The organism is Micromonospora sp. WMMD964 (genome assembly GCF_029581455.1).
Taxonomy (GTDB): domain Bacteria; phylum Actinomycetota; class Actinomycetes; order Mycobacteriales; family Micromonosporaceae; genus Micromonospora.
This window is the reverse complement of sequence record NZ_CP120860.1, coordinates 2,531,662-2,549,620: the sequence shown is the minus strand read 5'-3', so window position 1 is coordinate 2,549,620 and position 17,959 is coordinate 2,531,662. Positions and strand designations below refer to the sequence as shown.

Annotated in this window: 15 protein-coding genes and 1 pseudogene; 6 read left to right on the top strand and 10 right to left on the bottom strand. The window is 71.6% G+C overall.

Features of this window, described 5'->3' with window-relative positions:
• Window positions 1-91 precede the first annotated feature (91 nt).
• Window positions 92-1,687, top strand: coding sequence for an NAD(P)/FAD-dependent oxidoreductase (locus tag O7616_RS11930; protein WP_282306850.1), 1,596 nt, complete (start codon window positions 92-94; stop codon window positions 1,685-1,687).
• Here the strand turns inward: O7616_RS11930 and O7616_RS11925 are convergent.
• Together O7616_RS11925 and O7616_RS11920 are read right to left on the bottom strand one after the other, a co-directional pair.
• Window positions 1,676-2,320, bottom strand: coding sequence for a TMEM175 family protein (locus O7616_RS11925; protein WP_282307598.1), 645 nt, complete (start codon window positions 2,318-2,320; stop codon window positions 1,676-1,678). The genes O7616_RS11930 and O7616_RS11925 overlap by 12 nt on opposite strands.
• 189 nt (window positions 2,321-2,509) lie before the next feature.
• Complete coding sequence (locus O7616_RS11920; RefSeq protein ID WP_282306849.1) at window positions 2,510-4,090, bottom strand: Rieske 2Fe-2S domain-containing protein; 1,581 nt, start codon at window positions 4,088-4,090, stop codon at window positions 2,510-2,512.
• A gap of 198 nt (window positions 4,091-4,288) precedes the next feature.
• Here O7616_RS11920 and O7616_RS11915 point away from each other — a divergent pair, with 198 nt between their 5' ends.
• The gene (locus tag O7616_RS11915) at window positions 4,289-4,510 is read left to right on the top strand and encodes a DUF2631 domain-containing protein (protein ID WP_088991027.1); all 222 of its coding nucleotides are present in this window, start codon (window positions 4,289-4,291) and stop codon (window positions 4,508-4,510) included.
• An 85-nt stretch (window positions 4,511-4,595) separates the two neighbouring features.
• On the opposite strand, the gene O7616_RS11910 is transcribed toward O7616_RS11915, so the two are convergent.
• From O7616_RS11910 to O7616_RS11900, 3 genes are all read right to left on the bottom strand, one after another.
• Window positions 4,596-5,753 (bottom strand): DivIVA domain-containing protein, encoded by a 1,158-nt coding sequence (locus tag O7616_RS11910; RefSeq protein ID WP_282261936.1) that lies wholly within the window; start codon window positions 5,751-5,753, stop codon window positions 4,596-4,598.
• A 31-nt stretch (window positions 5,754-5,784) separates the two neighbouring features.
• On the bottom strand, window positions 5,785-6,942 hold the full coding sequence (gene rlmN / locus O7616_RS11905; RefSeq protein ID WP_282261938.1) for a 23S rRNA (adenine(2503)-C(2))-methyltransferase RlmN: 1,158 nt from the start codon (window positions 6,940-6,942) through the stop codon (window positions 5,785-5,787).
• A gap of 104 nt (window positions 6,943-7,046) precedes the next feature.
• Entirely contained in the window at window positions 7,047-8,474 is a 1,428-nt protein-coding gene (locus O7616_RS11900) for a phosphatidate cytidylyltransferase (protein WP_282306848.1), read from the bottom strand.
• Window positions 8,475-8,854: 380 nt separating this feature from the next.
• On the opposite strand from O7616_RS11900, the gene O7616_RS11895 reads away from it, so the two are divergent.
• Window positions 8,855-9,295 (top strand): hypothetical protein, encoded by a 441-nt coding sequence (locus tag O7616_RS11895; RefSeq protein WP_282261942.1) that lies wholly within the window; start codon window positions 8,855-8,857, stop codon window positions 9,293-9,295.
• Window positions 9,296-9,371: 76 nt separating this feature from the next.
• Here O7616_RS11895 and frr read toward each other — a convergent pair whose 3' ends face one another.
• The 5 genes and pseudogenes from frr to O7616_RS11870 form a co-directional block, all read right to left on the bottom strand.
• Window positions 9,372-9,929: a ribosome recycling factor gene (gene frr, locus O7616_RS11890; protein ID WP_282306847.1), complete on the bottom strand. Its 558-nt coding sequence runs from the start codon at window positions 9,927-9,929 to the stop codon at window positions 9,372-9,374.
• Window positions 9,930-10,007: 78 nt separating this feature from the next.
• Window positions 10,008-10,775 carry a UMP kinase gene (pyrH, locus tag O7616_RS11885; RefSeq protein WP_030335195.1) on the bottom strand — a complete coding sequence of 256 codons (768 nt, stop codon included), beginning with the start codon at window positions 10,773-10,775 and terminating at the stop codon, window positions 10,008-10,010.
• 161 nt (window positions 10,776-10,936) lie between these two features.
• The gene (tsf, locus tag O7616_RS11880) at window positions 10,937-11,764 is read right to left on the bottom strand and encodes a translation elongation factor Ts (protein WP_282261946.1); all 828 of its coding nucleotides are present in this window, start codon (window positions 11,762-11,764) and stop codon (window positions 10,937-10,939) included.
• A 134-nt stretch (window positions 11,765-11,898) separates the two neighbouring features.
• Window positions 11,899-12,768, bottom strand: coding sequence for a 30S ribosomal protein S2 (rpsB, locus tag O7616_RS11875; protein WP_282306846.1), 870 nt, complete (start codon window positions 12,766-12,768; stop codon window positions 11,899-11,901).
• Between the two features lie 454 nt (window positions 12,769-13,222).
• Window positions 13,223-14,420, bottom strand: a pseudogene (locus tag O7616_RS11870) (hypothetical protein).
• A 357-nt stretch (window positions 14,421-14,777) separates the two neighbouring features.
• Between O7616_RS11870 and O7616_RS11865 the strand changes: the two are divergent.
• From O7616_RS11865 to O7616_RS11855, 3 genes are read left to right on the top strand one after another with little or no spacing between them, the layout of a single operon-like run.
• Complete coding sequence (locus O7616_RS11865) at window positions 14,778-15,137, top strand: YraN family protein (protein WP_282306844.1); 360 nt, start codon at window positions 14,778-14,780, stop codon at window positions 15,135-15,137.
• A gap of 30 nt (window positions 15,138-15,167) precedes the next feature.
• The gene (locus tag O7616_RS11860; RefSeq protein WP_282306843.1) at window positions 15,168-16,688 is read left to right on the top strand and encodes a YifB family Mg chelatase-like AAA ATPase; all 1,521 of its coding nucleotides are present in this window, start codon (window positions 15,168-15,170) and stop codon (window positions 16,686-16,688) included.
• A complete protein-coding gene (locus O7616_RS11855) occupies window positions 16,685-17,896 on the top strand; it encodes a DNA-processing protein DprA (protein ID WP_282306841.1) in 1,212 nt (403 codons plus the stop codon). Before O7616_RS11860 ends, O7616_RS11855 begins: the two co-directional genes overlap by 4 nt.
• Window positions 17,897-17,959 lie beyond the last annotated feature (63 nt).

Below are 17,959 nucleotides of genomic sequence, written 5' to 3'. Positions count from 1 at the left end.
CGATCACAGCCACTGCCCGGTGAACGAGGGGTGACGGCTAGGCGGGCGAAGGGCTGCCCGGACCCGGCGGAGCGGACTACGCTGCCGCGGCATGAGCAGTGAGATTCCGGCCCGCGCCGACGTCGTGATCGTCGGTGCCGGGCACAACGGCCTGGTCTCCGCAGTCCTGCTGGCCCGCGCGGGCCTGGACGTCCTGGTGCTGGAGGCCGCCGACGTGCTCGGTGGCGCGACCCGCACCGAGAACCCGTTCCCGAAGGTGCCGGGCCTGCGCCACTCCACCGGCTCGTACCTGCTCGGGCTGATGCCGCCGGAGTTGCTCGCCACCCTCGACGTGCGGATCCCGGTGCTGCGCCGCGACCCGCACTACTTCCTGCCCACACCGGGCGGGCTCGGCTCGCCGTACCTGCTCTTCGGCAGTGACACCGCCGCGACCCGGGCACAGCTCGCCGAGTTCTTCTCCCCCGCCGACGTGGCCGCCGACGACGCCATGCAGGCCGAGCTGGCGGCGCTGCGCGAGGACCTCGCCCCGGCCTGGCTGGCCGAGCCGCTGAGCGTCCAGGAGACCGCCGAGCGGCACGTCCGACCGGCGCTGCGGCAGGTCTTCGTCGACCTCGTCCAGGGTTCGGTCGCCGACTACCTGGCCCGGTTCGAGTTCCGCTCCGAACTGCTGGTCAGCATGTACGCGGTCACCGACGGGCTGTCCGGTCTCAACGCCGGCCCGGACGACCCCGGGACGGGCCACAACTTCCTCGTGCACAACATGTGCCGGCTCCCGGGCTCGGGCGGCACCTGGATGATCGCCGAGGGTGGGATGGGCACGGTCTCCCGGACGTTCGCCGAGGCCGCCCGCGCCGCCGGGGCGACGATCCGCACCGGTACGCCGGTGAGCGCGGTGACAGTGGACGGCGGCGCGGCCAGCGGCGTCGTACTGGCCGACGGCCGACAGGTCGCCGCCCCCGTGGTGCTCGGCGCGTGTGACCCGTACCGGCTGATGGACCTGTTGCCCGACGGCGCGCTCCCGGCGCCACTCAGCGAACGGATGGCGGCCGTCCGCCGCCCCGGCACCACCCTCAAGCTCAACCTGGCGCTCACCGGGCTGCCCCGGTTCTCCTGCCTGCCGGCGGGCACGCCGAGCCCGTTCGGGTCGACCATCCACCTGCTGCCCGGCTCCGCCTCGCTGGTCGGTGGGGAGGCCACCTCACCGATGACCGCGCTGCGGGCGATGTGGGCGGACGTGCAGGCCGGGCGACTGCCGGCGGAGCCGACGATCGAGTGGTACCTGCACACCACCGTCGACCCGTCGCTCTCCGACGCCGCCGGGCACCACTCGTCGGCGTTGTTCGTCCAGTCGGTCCCCTACGAGCTGGCCGGCACGACCTGGGACGCGGAACTGCCCGGCTACCTCGAGCGGCTGGTCGAGATCGTCGAGCGGTACGCCCCGGGCACCGGTGACCTGATCGCCGACGCGGTGCCCCTGCCCCCGCCCGGCATCGAGGAGCACTTCGGCATCACCGGTGGGCACATCCACCACGTCGACAACACCGTCTCGTTCACCGACCGGATGCCCTACGCCACCGGCATCGACGGCGTGTACGCGGGCAGCGCCGGCTGCCACCCGGCCGGCAGCGTCATCGGCGCCGCCGGCCACAACGCCGCCCGTCGCATCCTCGCGGACCTAGGTCGCTGAGGCCTCCTCGGCCCGGTGTGCGTACGGCCGCAGGTCACCCGGGCCACCGACGAGATAGAAGGCGACCAACAGGAGGTACGCGCAGAGGCTCAGGATCGGGTCGACGAAGACGGCGGCGAACGCGACCAGGTAGAGCAGCGGCTTCAGCCGTATCCGGCGGGCGATCGCCCGAGCCAGTCGGGGATCCAGGTCGGCGTGCAGCAGCCCGGCGCGGCGGGCCCACCACCAGCTCAGGTTGACGAAGACCGCCTCACCGAGCACGGTGCCGAGGTAGAGGGCGGCGGTCAGCCGCTGCTCGGTGGCGCTGCCCCGCAGATTGTCCGACAACAGGTCGGCGGTGAACGGGATGGTGGCGATGAACAGCAGCACGAGCAGGTTGAGCACCAGCAGCAGTTGGTCGACCCGGACCACGTACCGCCAGATGTTGTGGTGGGCGATCCAGACCTGACCGGCGATCCCGAAGGTGATCACGTACGCCAGGTAGGACGGCCAGGCGTCGGCCAGGGCCTCCGGGAGTTCCCTCCCGCCCACCCGGGCCGGGCCGGTCTGGAGCAGCTCGACGGCCATCACCGTCAGGACGACCCCGAAGACCCCGTCGCTGAACGTCTCCACCCGCGCCGCGTCCCGGGTCATCTCCCGGCCGCGCCCGAACCGGTACGAACCCTGTCGCGCGTCCGCCCCCGCCACGCCCGCCCCGCTCTCAATGGTGTCCGGTAGCTACCGGACTGCGGCTTTCGCCGCCCTCCATTGCATCGTGGCGTATCGGGGGGCCGGGCGGACACGGATCGCCGGGGCGCCACCTCAGGCGCCCCGGCCGGTACGTCAGCTGAGCGCCTCCCCGGCCGGGGCCGGGGTCTCGGCGTCGACCCGGTGGGCGCGGACCTTGTGGCCGACGCTGGTCAGGCAACGGCCGCTGGGCAGGTCGAAGCGCCAACCGTGCAGCTGGCAGGTGAGCTGGTCACCCTCGACGATGCCGAAGCGGGTCAGGTCGGCCTTCAGGTGCGGGCAGCGTCGCTGCACCACCCAGTCGCCCAGGGTGATGTCCTCGGCGTCGGTGGTGCGCTCGTGCTCGTCGTACCAGCCCTCGGCGTACTGGAGACGCTCCTCGGACAGGCACTTGAAGAACGCGTAGACGAACTCGTTGTACTGGCCGATCCGGGCGGCCGAGAACCGGCAGGACAGGAAGAGCGAGTTGACCCAGTCCACCTCGTCGATGAAGAGCAGGTGCTCGATCAACGACCGCTCGGTGCGGAACCGGTAGCGGACCTTCTCGTCGGCGTACGGCCGGACCTCCTTGCCTGGGAAGTCCACCACGATCGACTCGACGCTTTCGCCGTCGTAGCCGACCAGGTCGAAGCGGACCGGGCCACCGACCCCCTTGGCCAGGTAGATCGACTCCTCGAGCAGGGGCTCGATCCGACGCTTCATCTCGCCGAGGACGTCCACCTCGGGGTGCCGCCAGGACGCCTTCTCCGCCTCGATGATCGGGCGCTTGCGCTCCCGCATCTCCTCCAGGTGGGCGACCTTGTTCGCGAAGAACTCCTCCACCGGCACCGGGTGGGTCGTGCTCGCGCCCTCGGTGGTGACCTCGGTGACGCTGCCCGGCAGCAGCACGATCCCGTTGGTGCCGCCGACCTTCGCGTACTCGGTGAGGAACACCGACTGGTCGGGGAAGATGTTGCCCTCGTCGCCGTGGATGTCGTTGAACTGCCACAGGGCGTCGTCGAGGAAGCACGGCGGGCCGGCGATCGGGAAGACGTGGTCGGCCTTCAGGTCGTCGATGTAGCGCCACGTCCGGTCGAACTGCCGGTCCCGCTTCTGCTTGCCGAACGCGGTCTTCGCCGCCTGCGGCAGCTCGTAGACCATCGGGTACCAGATCGCGCCGGAGAACTGCAGCAGGTGCGCGTGCACGTGCCCCAACTCGGCGAAGACGCTCAGGTCGGTCGGACGGGCGTCGTTCTGGTTGAGCAGCCGCACCCCGTCGTACTCGACCCAGAGCGACGAGTCGCCGATCGGGCCGTCGGTCGGGCTGGTCAGCGCCTGGATCATGATCTTCAGGCCGCCGGGAAGCTCCACCACCTGCTCGTTGGGCGCCTTCAGGAACTTGGTGAAGCCCAGCGCCCGGAACTCGTCCTCCATCTCCGAGGTGGGGAACTCGGGGAGCAGGACTGTCGCCTCCTTCGAGACGAAGTCCCGCAGGTGCTTCGCGTCGAAGTGGTCCCGGTGCAGGTGGGAGACGTACAGGTAGTCGACCTGGCCCAGGCTCTCCCAGTCGAGCAGGGAATTGTCCGGGAAGGGGAACCACGAGGCGAAGTACGCCGGGTTGACCCACGGGTCGCACAGGATGCTGCCCGCGGCCGTGTCGATCCGCATGCTGGCGTGCCCGGTTCCGGTCACTCGCACCGCACAGTCCCCCTCAAACAGACAATCAGGTGTACGCCAAACGCTACCGGAGTGAGTCTGACCGTCGCCCCGCGACGCCGGTAGTGCCATTCGACCCGGATGGGCAGAGCCTGAGGGCCAGGAAACCCCCACCCCGCCGGGCCGAGCGGGAGGCGTGCCAGACTAACCAAAGATCCGATCGCGAGGGAAGGACCGACAGTGGCAGGAAGCGAGCCGGTAACGTCGCCGGACCAGCACAAGCCCGGGCACCGCAAGGCCGGGCAGATCGGCGCGGTGCTGTCGGCGCTGGCGCTGCTGGCGATGATCTGCGGCAACCACGAGGGCAGGGTCGAGGACCTCTGGCTGATCGGCCTGGCCGCACTGCTGCTGATCATCGTGATCGGTGACATCGTGCTGCGGCGCAGCGGTCTGCGCTCCTGACCCGCCCGTCCGCCGGACGAGCGGTCGACAACGCCGAGGGCCCGCCCCCACCCGGGGGACGGGCCCTCGTCCGTACGCGTCGGGGTCAGCGCCCGAAGAGAATGTCCTGCACGTCCTTCAGCGCGGCGTCCACCTCGGCCTCGAAGTAGCCGCCCGGGACCAGCCCGAACCGCAGCGTGTCGAGGTCCTTCGGGTCGACCGGCATCGGGTTGCGGCGCTGCATGCCGCCGAGCAGGGTTTCGAAGAACCGGTCCACCTGGTCGGGGTCGTACCCGCTGCCGAACCGACGGACCTGGAAGCTGCGGCGGATCTGGTCGACCCGGTACAGGTCGCTGCCGGGCGGACCGGCCATCGGCGGACCGACCATCGGGGGGCCACCCATCGGAGGGCCGGGCACCGCGGGCGGACCGGCCATCGGCGGGCCGGCCATGCCCTGCTGGGGCAGCTGAGGCGGACCGGCCGGACCCCGGCGCATGTCACGCAGATCCCGCTCCGGCATCCGGATCTCGGCGGTCATGTCGGTGCGGCCGTGCCGACCGGCCTCGAAGCCGTCGAAACGCGACTCCTCCGGCGGACCGTAGCCGCCGGGCGCCCGCTGGTCGTCCGGGCCCGGGCCGTAGCCACCCGGCGCGCGCTGGTCGTCCTGACCGTACCCGGAAGGGCCGGCGGGGAGACCGCGCGGCGGAGCGCCGTGGCCACCCATCGGACCGGGACCCATCGGACCGGGGCCCATCGGACCGCCGGGACCCATCGGGCCGGGGCCGGCCGGTCCGCGCGGGGCGTCGTAACCGCCACGGGGGCCGTCGTACCCACCGGCGAAGGCGCCGGTCGGCTCGTCGTAGCGGCCGTAGCGGTCGGCGGGCGGACCGGCCTGGGCGGGCATCGGTCGCGGCGGCATCGGTGGTGCCATCCCCCGCTCGTCACGCATCGGCGGACCCATCCGGTCCGGTGGGCCCAGCCGGTCAGCCATTCGGGGGTCGCCACCGCGCCCGGCGCTGTTGCGCTCCTCCAGCTCGGCCAACTGCCGCTCCACGCGGTCGAGGTGCAGGTCGACCTGCCACTCGTCGTAGCCGTTGAACCGGACCCGGAAGACGACGTCGTGGACCTCCTGGGAGGCCACCGGCGCCCCGACCTGTCGGCCGTCGAGCGTCGCCTCGACCCGGTCGAGGAAGGCATCCACCTCGTCGACCTTGTATCCCCGGCGGAGCGCCTTGCGCCGGAAACGCTGACCCTGACTCGCCACTATGTCTCCTGGTCTCGTTCGCCACGCCCGGTCACGCCGGTGCCTCTCCGGCGCGGTCGGTGTTGGTGTCGTTGTCCTCGGCGGCGGCGAGTTGGCCACACGCGCCGTCGATCTCGCGACCTCGGGTGTCCCGCACGGTGGTGGACACCCCGGCGTCGCGCAACCGCCGGACGAACTCCCGCTCGACCGGCTTCGGGCTCGCGTCCCAGCGACTGCCCGGCGTCGGATTGAGCGGAATGAGGTTCACGTGGGTCAATTTGCCGGCCAGCAGCCGCCCGAGGAGGTCGGCCCGCCAGGGCTGGTCGTTCACGTCCTTGATCATTGCGTACTCGATCGACACGCGACGGCCCGTCCGGTCGGCGTAGTCCCACGCTGCGTCCAGCACCTCGGCTACCTTCCAGCGCTGGTTCACCGGCACGAGTTCGTCGCGCAGATCATCATCGGGCGCGTGCAACGACAGCGCAAGGGTCACAGAGAGGTCTTCGCTGGCCAGTCGGTGGATGGCCGGAACCAGACCGACCGTGGAAACGGTGATGTGCCGCTGGGACAGGCCGAGCCCCTCCGGAGCAGGGCTGACCAGGCGGCGGATCGCCGCGACGACCCGGTTGTAGTTGGCCAACGGCTCGCCCATGCCCATGAAGACGACACGCGACAGCCGCGGTGGGGACCCGGCGACCACGCCGGAGGCCGCCACCCCGGCCATGTAGACCGCCTGGTCGACGATCTCGGCGGTGGACAGGTTACGGGTCAGCCCGGCCTGGCCGGTCGCGCAGAACGGGCACGCCATGCCGCAGCCCGCCTGGCTGGAGATGCAGACGGTGACCCGGTCCGGGTAGCCCATCAGCACGCTCTCCACCAGAGCACCGTCGTGCAGTCGCCAGAGCGCCTTGCGGGTCGCGCCGTCGTCACAGGCCAGCTCCCGCACCGGGGTGAGCAGTGTGGGCATCAACTGCTCGGACAACCGCTCCCGGGTCGCCGCGGGCAGGTCGGTCATGGCCTGCGGGTCACGGACCAACCGCCCGAAGTAGTGGTTCGAGACCTGCTTGGCACGGAAGGCGGGCTCACCCAACTCGGTGACCAGCGCCTGGCGACCGGCCAGGTCCAGGTCGGCGAGGTGCTTCGGCGGCATGGAGGCCCGGCGCGCGGCGGGGGCATCCGAGATGGCGGGGATCAACGGCAAGCTCGTCATGGCTGGTCCAGTGTGTCACGCCGTCGGCGGCAGGTGCCGATCCGGAGGTGCCGAACGGGCCGCGACCCCCGCAGCCGGACGACCGGAACGCCGTGATCCATGCCTCAGTTCACCATCGGCACGAAGACGGCCAGCAGCAGGTACGCGGTCGGCACCGCGAAGAGGATCGAGTCCAGTCGGTCCATCAGACCGCCGTGGCCGGGCAGCAGGTTGCTCATGTCCTTGACACCGAGATCCCGCTTGATCATCGACTCGGCCAGGTCACCGAGGACCGCCGCGCCGGACACCGCCACCCCGAACAGCGCACCCCACCAGGGGGCCACCTCGAACATCAGCCACAGCAGCAACGCGCTGCCCAGCGCCGCCGCGGTGACCGAGCCGGCGAAGCCCTCCCAGGACTTCTTCGGGCTGATCGACGGGGCCATCGGGTGCTTGCCGAACGAGACGCCGGCCGCGTACCCGCCGGTGTCGGAGAGGACCACCGCGACCAGCGTGGCCAGGATCCGCAGCGGACCGTCGTCGGGGGCCGCCGCCAGCAACGCCGCGAACCCGGCGAGGAACGGCACGTAGACGGCGATGAGGGTGGCCGCCGTGAGGTCCCGCTGGAAACCGGCCGGACCGTCACCGAGCCGCCAGATCATGGTGCCCAGCACGGTGACGAGCAGCCCCAGGCTGAGCGCGTCCGGGCCGGCGAACCAGGCCAGGCCCACGGTCAGCACCCCGCCGGCGATCAGCGGCACCAGCGGTGGGTGGGCGCCACTGCGTCGGACCGCCCGGGCCATCTCCCAGATGCCGATGGCGACGGCACCGGCGATCACCGGCAGGAACGCCAACGGGTAGAACACCAGCGGCACCACGATCAGCGCGCCGAGCCCCAGCCCGACCCCGATCGCCGCCGGGAGATTACGGCCGGCTCGCCCGTTGCCCACCTGCTGGGTGGCAGGTCGGTCGACGCTGGCCCGACGCCGACCCTTCGTCCGTCGACCGGACGGCGGCTCCGGCTCGTCCACCGGCTCCGGGTCCGGCAGCAGTTCGGCACCGATGGGCGCGAGCTGCGCGGTCGGGTAGGCGTCCTCGTCGTACCGGACCGGCCCGTCGAAGGGTTCCGGCTCGTCGTAGCGCTCGGGCTCGTCGTAGCGGCGGGGGCCGCCCGGGTGGATCGGGCCGCCGTCCGGACCGACCGGCGGACGATCGACGTATCGGCCGGAACGGCCCCGGTCGTCGTACCGGTCGGGCTGGTTCCGGTCGTCCTCGTGCCGGTCCCGGTCGTCGAAACGACCGCGCCGGTCACGGTCGTCGAGACGGTCCCGGTCGTCCGGGCGGACCACACGGCCACGCTCGTCGTACGGGCCGGTCGGATGCGGCTCGGCGTACGGCCGGGCGTGCGGGTCGGCGTACAGCTCGGGGCCGGCCGTGGGACGGCGGCTCCACTGGCCGGCGTCCAGCTCCTGATCGGGCCAGGGCAGCGCCACCGGGCGCTCCGGGCGGTCCCAGCCACGAGGCTCGTTGCCGTAGGGGTCGGGGCGGGACATCACACACCGCGACGGGGCGCGAGAACCACCACATGACGCACGACCACAAGCATCCCCTACAGGCGCGATGTTCCTCCGGTTGACCGCCTCGACGGTCGGTCGATTCCCGGGGTTCACCACCCGGTGGCCGGGAATCCTGCCGAGCCTACTGCACCCGCCGCACCGGCACGGCGGACGAGGCACACCGACGGGCCCCGCCCTGGTCACCGGTCCGCCTGACGGCGGCGGACACCAGACCGGTACCGCACCTCGGGATGAACGGCAACCATCGATCCGACTGGTCGCCTGCCCGATCAGGAACTGAGCCGGGCACACCCCACGTGGTCGGGTGGTGTCGCGCCGGCTCCCGCCGGCGTGTCCGACGGGGGAAGGGCACACACATGCACAAGGTCAGTCTGGCGGCGTCGACCGTGGCCGCCATCGTCCTGGCAGCGGGGGCACCGGCCGCCGCCGCGGCACCCACCAGGATCACCATCGATCGCCACGCCAGCGAGTTGTACCTGTTCGAGCCGCCGGGGGCCGAGCCCGGCGAGGCGTACCCGGCGACGAGCGTCGACGCCACCGCCCGCTCCTGCCCGGCCGGCCCGTACCTGATGTCGGCCTCGCTCGTGCAGGACGGTCTGCCCACTCTCTGGGCCACCTCGGGACGGGGCGCCGGCGAGATCCAGTGCGACGGCGGCACCGCCGAACTCGCGATGGGCTTCGCGCGGAGAGATCCGGTGCTACACCCGGGCAAGGCCACCGTCCGCTTCGCGCTACGCGACGCGTACACCGGGGAGCAGTTGGCGGAGAGCACCAGGACCGTCTGGATTCCCTGCTGACGTACGACACGAGGCCCGTTCCCACCTCGGGGAACGGGCCTCGGAGCGTCCCACCCGCGTGGGCGGGCAGACGCGGTCAGACTTCGAGCAGCTCGGTTTCCTTGTGCTTGACCAGGTCGTCGATGCTGGCGACGTAGCGCTGGGTCAGGTCGTCGAGCTCCTTCTCGGCGCGGCGACCCTCGTCCTCGCCGGCCTCGCCGTCCTTGACGATGCGGTCCAGCTCCTCCTTGCCACGGCGGCGGACGTTGCGGATCGCCACCTTGGCCTCCTCGCCCTTGTGCCGGGCCACCTTGATCATGTCGCGGCGGCGTTCCTCGGTCATCTGCGGGAGCAGGATGCGCAGCTGGGTGCCCTCGTTGTTCGGGTTCACCCCGAGGTCCGAGTCGCGGATCGCCTTCTCCATCGCGTTGATCTGCGAGTTGTCGTACGGCTTGATGATCGCCATCCGTGGCTCGGGGATCGCGATGGACGCCATCTGGGTCAGCGGCGTGGGCGTGCCGTAGTAGTCGATGATGACCTTGGAGAACATGGCGGGGTTGGCGCGGCCGGTGCGGATGGCGCCGAACTCCTCCTTGGCGTGCTCGACCGCACGCTCCATCTTCTCCTCGGCCTCGAGGAGGGTGTCGTCGATCACCGGTCTCCTCGCCTCCTTCTGTGCTCGTCGTGGGCCCTGCTGAAAGTCGTCAAACCGCCGCCACCGCGATCGGCGGGTTCAGGCGGTGATCAGGGTGCCGATCTTGTCGCCACCCACTGCGCGGATGATGGTGTCGTCACCCTGCGCGCCGAAGACCAGCATCGGCAGGCCGTTCTCCATGCAGAGGCTGAACGCCGCCGCGTCGGCCACCCGCAGGTTACGGCGCAGCACCTCGGAGAAGGTGATCGAGTCGAGCTTGCTGGCGGTGGGGTCGATCCGGGGATCGGCGGTGTAGACGCCGTCCACCCCGTTCTTGCTCATCAGCACCACGTCGGCCCGGATCTCCAGCGCCCGCTGGGCGGCCACCGTGTCGGTGGAGAAGTACGGCATCCCGGCGCCGGCGCCGAAGATGACCACGCGGCCCTTCTCCAGGTGCCGGATCGCCCGCAGCGGGATGTACGGCTCGGCGACCTGGGCCATCGTGATGGCGCTCTGCACCCGGGTCTCGATGCCCTCCTTCTCCAGGAAGTCCTGAAGCGCGAGGCAGTTCATCACGGTGCCGAGCATGCCCATGTAGTCGGCGCGGGCCCGGTCCATCCCGCGCTTCTGCAGCTCCGCGCCGCGGAAGAAGTTGCCGCCGCCGACCACCACGGAGACCTGCACGCCGCGGCGGACCACGGTGGCGATCTGCCGGGCGATGGCCTGGACGACGTCCGGGTCGACGCCGATCGCGCCGCCGCCGAACACCTCACCGGAGAGCTTCAGCACCACCCGGCGGGCACGCCCCGGCGGCGGTGCCGTCGGGTCGTCCAGCTCCAGCGTCCGGTCACTCACAACCTGCGTCATCCGCCCCGCCCTTCACCACGCGCACGCCCCGTGCGGCGCGTACCGCGAACCTGCCGCTGCCGACCCTATGTGACGAGGAGGCCGCGGTGCCTGTCACGTACACCGGCGGCCTCCTCGTCGACGTCTCCTGCCCACGGGCGCCCACGGCGCCCGGTGACGGCTCAGGCCTGGCCGACCTCGAACCGCACGAAGCGGGTGACCTCGATGCCGGCCTCGGCCAGCACCTGCTTCACCGACTTCTTGTTGTCGGCCACCGACGCCTGCTCGATCAGGACGTAGTCCTTGAAGAAGGAGTTCACCCGACCCTCGACGATCTTCGGCAGGGCCGCCTCGGGCTTGTTCTCCTCGCGGGCGGTCTGCTCGGCGATGCGCCGCTCGGACTCGACGATCTCGGCCGGAACCTCGTCCCGGGTGAGGTACTTCGGTCGCATCGCGGCGATCTGCATGGCCACACCACGGGCGTCGGCGTCGCCGGCCTCGTCGGTCTTACCGGTGTACGACACCAGCACGCCGACGGCCGGCGGCAGGTCCTGGGCCTTACGGTGCAGGTAGACGGCGGTGGTGCCCTCGACCTTGGCGAACCGGTTGAGGACCAGCTTCTCGCCGATCTTGGCGGACTGCTCCTGGATCAGGTCGGCGACGACCTTGCCGTCGAGCTCGCTGGCGAGCAGTTCCTCGGCGGTGTTCACGCCGGAGCGCTCACCGTGCTCGACGAGCTGCTGGGCCAGCGCGATGAACGACTCGGTCTTGGCGACGAAGTCGGTCTCGCAGTTGAGCTCCAACAGGGCCTTGCCGGAGTGGGCGACCAGACCGTTGGCGGCCGTACGACCAGCCCGCTTGCCGACGTCCTTGGCGCCCTTGACGCGCAGGATCTCGACGGCCTTGTCGAAGTCGCCCTCGGCCTCGGTCAGCGCCTTCTTGCTGTCCATCATGCCGGCGCCGGTGAGGTCGCGGAGCTTCTTGACGTCCGCGGCGGTGATTTGGGACATGGCTCTCTCTTCGGTGTTGAGACGGCGTGTGGATGGTCAGAGGTGCCGGTTACCCGGATCCGGGCGGATCGTGCCCGGCGTACCGTCGCTGCCCGCCGTCCGCGAAAACGGACGGCGAGGCAGCGACGGTGCGATCACTCCGCGGTGGCGGCCGCCGGCTGCTCGGTGGCGGCCTGCGCCGGCTGCTCCGGGGTGGCGGCCTGCTCGGCCGACTCGTCAGCCTTCTTCGGCTCGAGCAGCTCGCGCTCCCACTCGGTCAGCGGCTCGTCGCTCGCGACACCCTCGGGCTTCTCGTCGTTGCCCCGGCGACGGCCGGAACGCGCGATCAGACCATCCGCGACGGCGGCGGCGACGACCTTGGTCAGCAGCTCGGCCGAGCGGATCGCGTCGTCGTTGCCCGGGATCGGGAAGTCGACCTCGTCCGGGTCGCAGTTGGTGTCCAGCACCGCGATCACCGGGATGCCCAGCTTGCGGGCCTCGTCGACGGCGATGTGCTCCTTCTTGGTGTCGACGATCCAGACCGCGGCGGGAAGCTTCTGCATGTCCCGCAGACCACCGAGCGTGCGGGTCAGCTTGATCTTCTCGCGGGAGAGCTGCAGGGTCTCCTTCTTGGTGTAACCGGCGGCGGTGCCGCTGAGGTCACCCAGGCCCTCCAGCTCCTTCATCCGCTGGAGCCGCTTGTACACCGTCTGGAAGTTGGTCAGCATGCCACCGAGCCAGCGGTGGTTGACGTACGGCTGGCCGACCCGGGTCGCCTGCTCGGCGATCGCTTCCTGGGCCTGCTTCTTGGTGCCGACGAACAGGATGCTGCCGCCCTCGGCGACGGTTCCACGCACGAACTCGTACGCCTTCTCGATGTAGTCGAGGGTCTGGCGCAGGTCGATGATGTAGATGCCGTTGCGCTCGGTCATGATGAAGCGCTTCATCTTCGGGTTCCAGCGCCGGGTCTGGTGCCCGAAGTGGACACCACTCTCCAGCAGCTGGCGCATGGTCACGACGGCCATGGTTGGGGTACTCCTCTGAATCCCTGGTTGTCACGCCCGACCGGTGGCCGGGCGTCCTGGTGCCTGGTCGCCGGCCCATGGTGGGCCCGATCAGGATCGGGACCAGGGAGGCCGTCGCTCCACGACGATTCGTGAAGAGGGCACGCGAGGTCGACCGCACGAGGCGGTCGCCAGTTGGCCAGTGTACGCCCCTCACCCGTTCAACCGCCCCGGGGTGCGCGGGGTGCGCCGCCCCCTTCGCCGCGCGCCTCGCCGATCCGCCCTCGGTCCGCCCTCGGTCCGCCCTCGGTCCGCCCTCGGTCCGCCCGAATCGCCTCATGATCGACTCCACATCGGCGAAGTGGCGCCGTCCCGCCGCCCTGACACCCCCACATCGCCGACCTGGTGTCGATCACGCCCGCGGCTCGCGCGGCGGGCGGGCGCGGCGGGCGGGCGTGCGCCGCGGGCGCGGCGGTCAGCCGGCGGCGAGCGCGGCGGCGATGAAGAGCACCAGGCCGACGGTCAGGTAGGCCGTCGGTGGGCGCAGCCAACCCCGGCCGGTGTCGGAAAGCGCCAGACCTCCCGTTCGGAGCCCGTACAGCCCGATCGCGAAGATCGGCAGCCCGGCGACCAGGGTGATGCCCGCCACGACGTTCCCCGCGTCGACCGGATCGCCGGTCACGCCCGCGAGCAGCACCCGCAGCGCGGGAGCCTCGAAGATCAACACCAGCACCGCGAAGAGTACGGCCAGCACCGGCCGACGGGTCCGGTAGACGCCGTCGGCGGTCGGCGGGTACACCGCAGGCTCGCCGGTAGGCAGGTCGGGGCGGGGTCCGATCCCCGGCATCGGACCGGTCGGCATCTCCAACGGATGCGGTGTCTCGCCGCCACCACGCGTGGGATCGATGATCGGGTACCCGCCGAGCGGGGCGGGACGAGCCTGGTCGGCGAGGACGCCGCCGGGCGTCTCGCCCACCGCCGTCGACGGACGGCTGACCTCCTCCCGACCGACGGTCAGCGGTGCGTCCGCCCCGGCCGCCTCGCGGGCGGCCCGACGACCGGGCAGCTCCCCGGAGACCTCCGACTGGTCCCGAACACCGAGCGGCGCAGCCGCCGCGGCCGCGTCCTGGGTGACCCAACGACCGGGCAGTTCGCCGGAGACCTCCGAGGAGTCCCGGTCGGCCCGCCGTGACCGGGTGGCCCGGTACCCGTCGATCTCCGCCCGCACGTCACCCAACGGGTCGACCGCGCCGAACCGTCCCGACTCGGGCTCGCCCGCGCCGAACCGACCCGGCTGAGCGTCCACAGCGCCGAAGCGACCCGAGTCCGATTCCGGCGAACCACCGAAACGACCGGTGTCCACCGCGCTCAGCCGACCCGAGTCCGACTCCGCCGTACCACCGAACCGCCCCGCGTCCACCGCGCCGAAACGCCCTGAATCCGGCTCTCGGCGACGGCCGACCCCGCTGTCCTCGACGGAACGGCTCTCCTTGGGGCCGCGCTGCTCGGGGATCTCGTCGTCGCGGTAGCGCGGTTCGCCGGTGCCGCGCCACTCCGACTCGCCGTAACCGCGACCCCGCTCGTCGGGGTACCAGCGCGACTCCTGATCTTCCGGAAAACTCCGTCGTCCGTCCACGTCAGGCACCGTATGCGACCGGCCACGCCCGCGCCATTTCGGCCCGCCCCGCGCTGCCGACCGCACGGTCGGTAGCGCGATCGAACGGAGGCTGGTGAGAAGTCGCGAGGACCCGCCGCGGCCGATGCAAGCGTTGATCAAATGATGAAAAGTAGATCCTCCACCGTCCTGGAACCTACTTTTCATCACCTGATCATGAGGGACCGGCGTCCTCAGGAAGCCGACGTCTCAGGAAGCCGACGTCTCAGGAAGCCGGGCGGTGAGCCGGGCTCGGCCGCGGCCTCCTAGCACGGCGCGGGCTTGATCGTCCGGTTGTCCACAGGACACCTGTTGTCCACAGATGCGATGTCGCCGAGGTCGCGGTGCTCGCACTCCGACGGGCACCGTGCCCTGCATGACGAAGCGGAACCAGGCGGTCGGCGCGTACGGGGAGCGGTGCGCCGTCCGACACCTGACCGAGGCCGGGCTGCGGCCGATCGCCCAGAACTGGCGCTGCCCCTCCGGGGAGATCGACATCATCGCCTGGGACGGGCCGGTGCTCGCCTTCTGCGAGGTGAAGACCCGCCGGGGCGACGACTTCGGCACCCCGGCCGAGGCTGTCGTGCCGGCCAAGGCCCGTCGGCTGCGAGGGCTTGCCGCGCGCTGGCTGACCGAGACCGGTACGACCGCCGAGGAGGTGCGCTTCGACGTGCTGTCGGTGCGACTACCGGATGCCGGGCCGGCGCAGGTCGAGCACCTCAAGGGAGCGTTCTGAGATGCGCACTCCCGAAGAGTCGGCGGCGTCGTGAGCTACGCGAAGGTGCTCTGCGTGGGTCTGGTCGGCGTGACCGGCCACCTGGTCGAGGTGGAGGCGGACCTGGCAGCCGGCCTCCCGGCAGTGGTGATCTCCGGTCTGCCGGACACCGCCCTGCACGAGGCCCGCGACCGGGTCCGCGCCGCCGTTGTCAACTCCGGCCAACGATGGCCCAACCGGCGGATCACCCTCAACCTGCTGCCCGCCACGTTGCCGAAGTTCGGCTCGGCATTCGACCTGGCCATCGCGGCAGCTCTGCTTGGCGGTTCGGGTGAGCTGCCGCTGCTTCCCCTGGATGATGTGGTGGTCCTCGGCGAGTTGGGGCTCGACGGCACGGTCAGGCCGGTGCGCGGCGTGCTCCCGATGGTCGCCGCCGCGGCCCAGGCCGGCGTCGAGCGGGTGATCGTCCCGCTCGGCAACGCCGCCGAGGCCGCTGTCATCCCCGGGGTACGGGTGCGAGCGGTGGACCACCTGCACCGGTTGGTCTCCTTCGTTCGCGACGGCACCCCGCTGATCGAGCCACCGGCGGCCACGCCGACACCGGCCGTCGGAGGTCCGGATCTGGCCGATGTCGCCGGGCAGCAGGTGGGCCGGCGCGCATTGGAGGTGGCCGCCGCCGGTGGGCACCACATCGCGCTGCTCGGCCCTCCAGGTGCCGGCAAGACGATGCTCGCCGAACGACTGCCGTCGATACTGCCCGAGCTGGACGACGACGCGGCGCTGGAGGTGACGGCACTGCACTCGGTCGCCGGGCTGCTGCCGCCGGGCGGTCGGCTGCTGCGACGCCCGCCGTTCCAGGCCCCGCACCATACGGCGACGGTGCCGTCGCTTGTCGGCGGCGGCTCGGGGCTGGCCCGGCCCGGCGCGGTGTCGTTGGCTCACCGAGGGGTGTTGTTTCTGGACGAGGCCCCGGAGTTCAGCAAGGGCGCGTTGGAGGCACTGCGCCAGCCCCTGGAGCACGGTCGCATCCAGCTGAGCCGCAGTGGAGGCGGCACCGTCTACCCGGCCCAGACCCAGTTGGTGCTGGCGGCCAACCCGTGCCCGTGCGCGAAACCGTCCGGCGACGCGCACTGCGAGTGCAGCCCGCTGGTCCGTCGCCGTTACCTGGGCCGGATCTCCGGGCCGCTGCTCGACCGCATCGACGTACAGGTGCAGCTGATGCCGGTGCGGGCGGCCGACCTGATGGCAGCAGACAGTGACGCCGAGCCGTCGGCGACGGTCGCGGCGCGGGTGGCGGCGGCACGACAGGCGGCGGCGACCCGCTGGGCGTGCCTCGGCCGCAGGCTCAACGCCGAGGTGGGAGGCCCCCACCTGCGTCGGCCGCCGTGGCGACTGCCCGCCCGGGTCACCGCGGAGCTCCGTGGCCGGCTCGACTCCGGCTCGCTGTCGGCACGTGGCTTCGATCGGGTCATCCGGATGGCCTGGACCATCACCGACCTGGACGGCCGAGTTCGGCCAGACCTGGATGACGTCCGGGAAGCGATCCAACTCCGGACGGGAGAGACGGCATGAGCGCCGACGACGAGAGCAAACTCGCCCGGGTGGCGTTGACCTGGCTGGCCGAGCCGGGCACCCGCGCGGTTCACCGGCTGGTCGAACGACTCGGGCCGGTGGCGACCCTGAACCTCCTGCTCGACGGGGGCAGCCCGGACGGCTGGCTGCACAGCACGGTCGCCGCCCGGCTGGCCGGCGGCGACGCCCGCGCGGTGGCTGCCGAGGCGATAGAGCGCGCGGACCGGCTCGGTGCCCGACTGGTCACGCCGGACGACGAGGAGTGGCCGACCCGCGTCGCCGACCTGGCCACGCTGCGTCTGCCCGACGTCTCCCGGCGAGTGGACGGTGAGACCGCCCCACCGCTCTGCTTCTGGGTACGCGGAGCCTGGCCGCTGGGCGAGGCGCTGGATCGTTCGGTGGCCGTGGTCGGGGCGCGGGCGGCCACCGGGTATGGCCAGCACGTCGCCACCGAGTTGGGGTACGGGCTGGCCGAGCGGGACTGGACGGTCGTGTCGGGTGGGGCGTTCGGCATCGACGCCGCCGCTCACCGGGGAGCCCTCAACGCCGGCGGTCTGACTGTCGCGGTGCTCGCCTGTGGGCTGGACCGGCCGTACCCGGTGGGCAACACCGCGCTCTTCGACCGGATCGCCGACACCGGGCTGCTGGTCAGCGAATGGCCGCCCGGCGCCGATCCACTGCGGCCCCGGTTCCTGATCCGCAACCGGGTGATCGCGGCGGGCACCGTGGGCACCGTCCTGGTCGAGGCGTCGGCGCGCAGTGGCGCGACCCAGACCGCGCGGCGAGCCGTCCACACCGGTCGGGTGGCCATGGTGGTGCCCGGGCCGGTGACGTCGGCGATGTCCGTCGGCGCGCACGAGTTCCTCCGCGACAATCCCAAGACCCGGCTGGTCACCGGGGTGGCACACGTGCTCGAGGAGGTGGGCCGGATCGGCGTGGACCTGGCCCCGCCGGCGCGGGGCCCGCAGCGGCCCGCCGACATGCTCGACGACGACGCGCGCTCACTGCTGGAGGCGCTCCCCCGCCGGGGCGGGTGGGGCGTGGATCAACTTGCCACCCGCGCCGGCATCGACGTGCGGACCGCGTTACGCAAGCTGTCGCTTCTGGAGGAATTGTCCCTGGTGGTCCGCCGCCACGACGGATACTCCCTGGCCCCACCCGTTCGAGCGAAGCGCGGAGCGGTGGCGGGAGGGTCCGGGCCGACCTGAGAGGGCATCTTCGTGGGACGTCGAAAAGTCGTTACCGCCGTTAGGGTGCGTGGTCATGGGTGC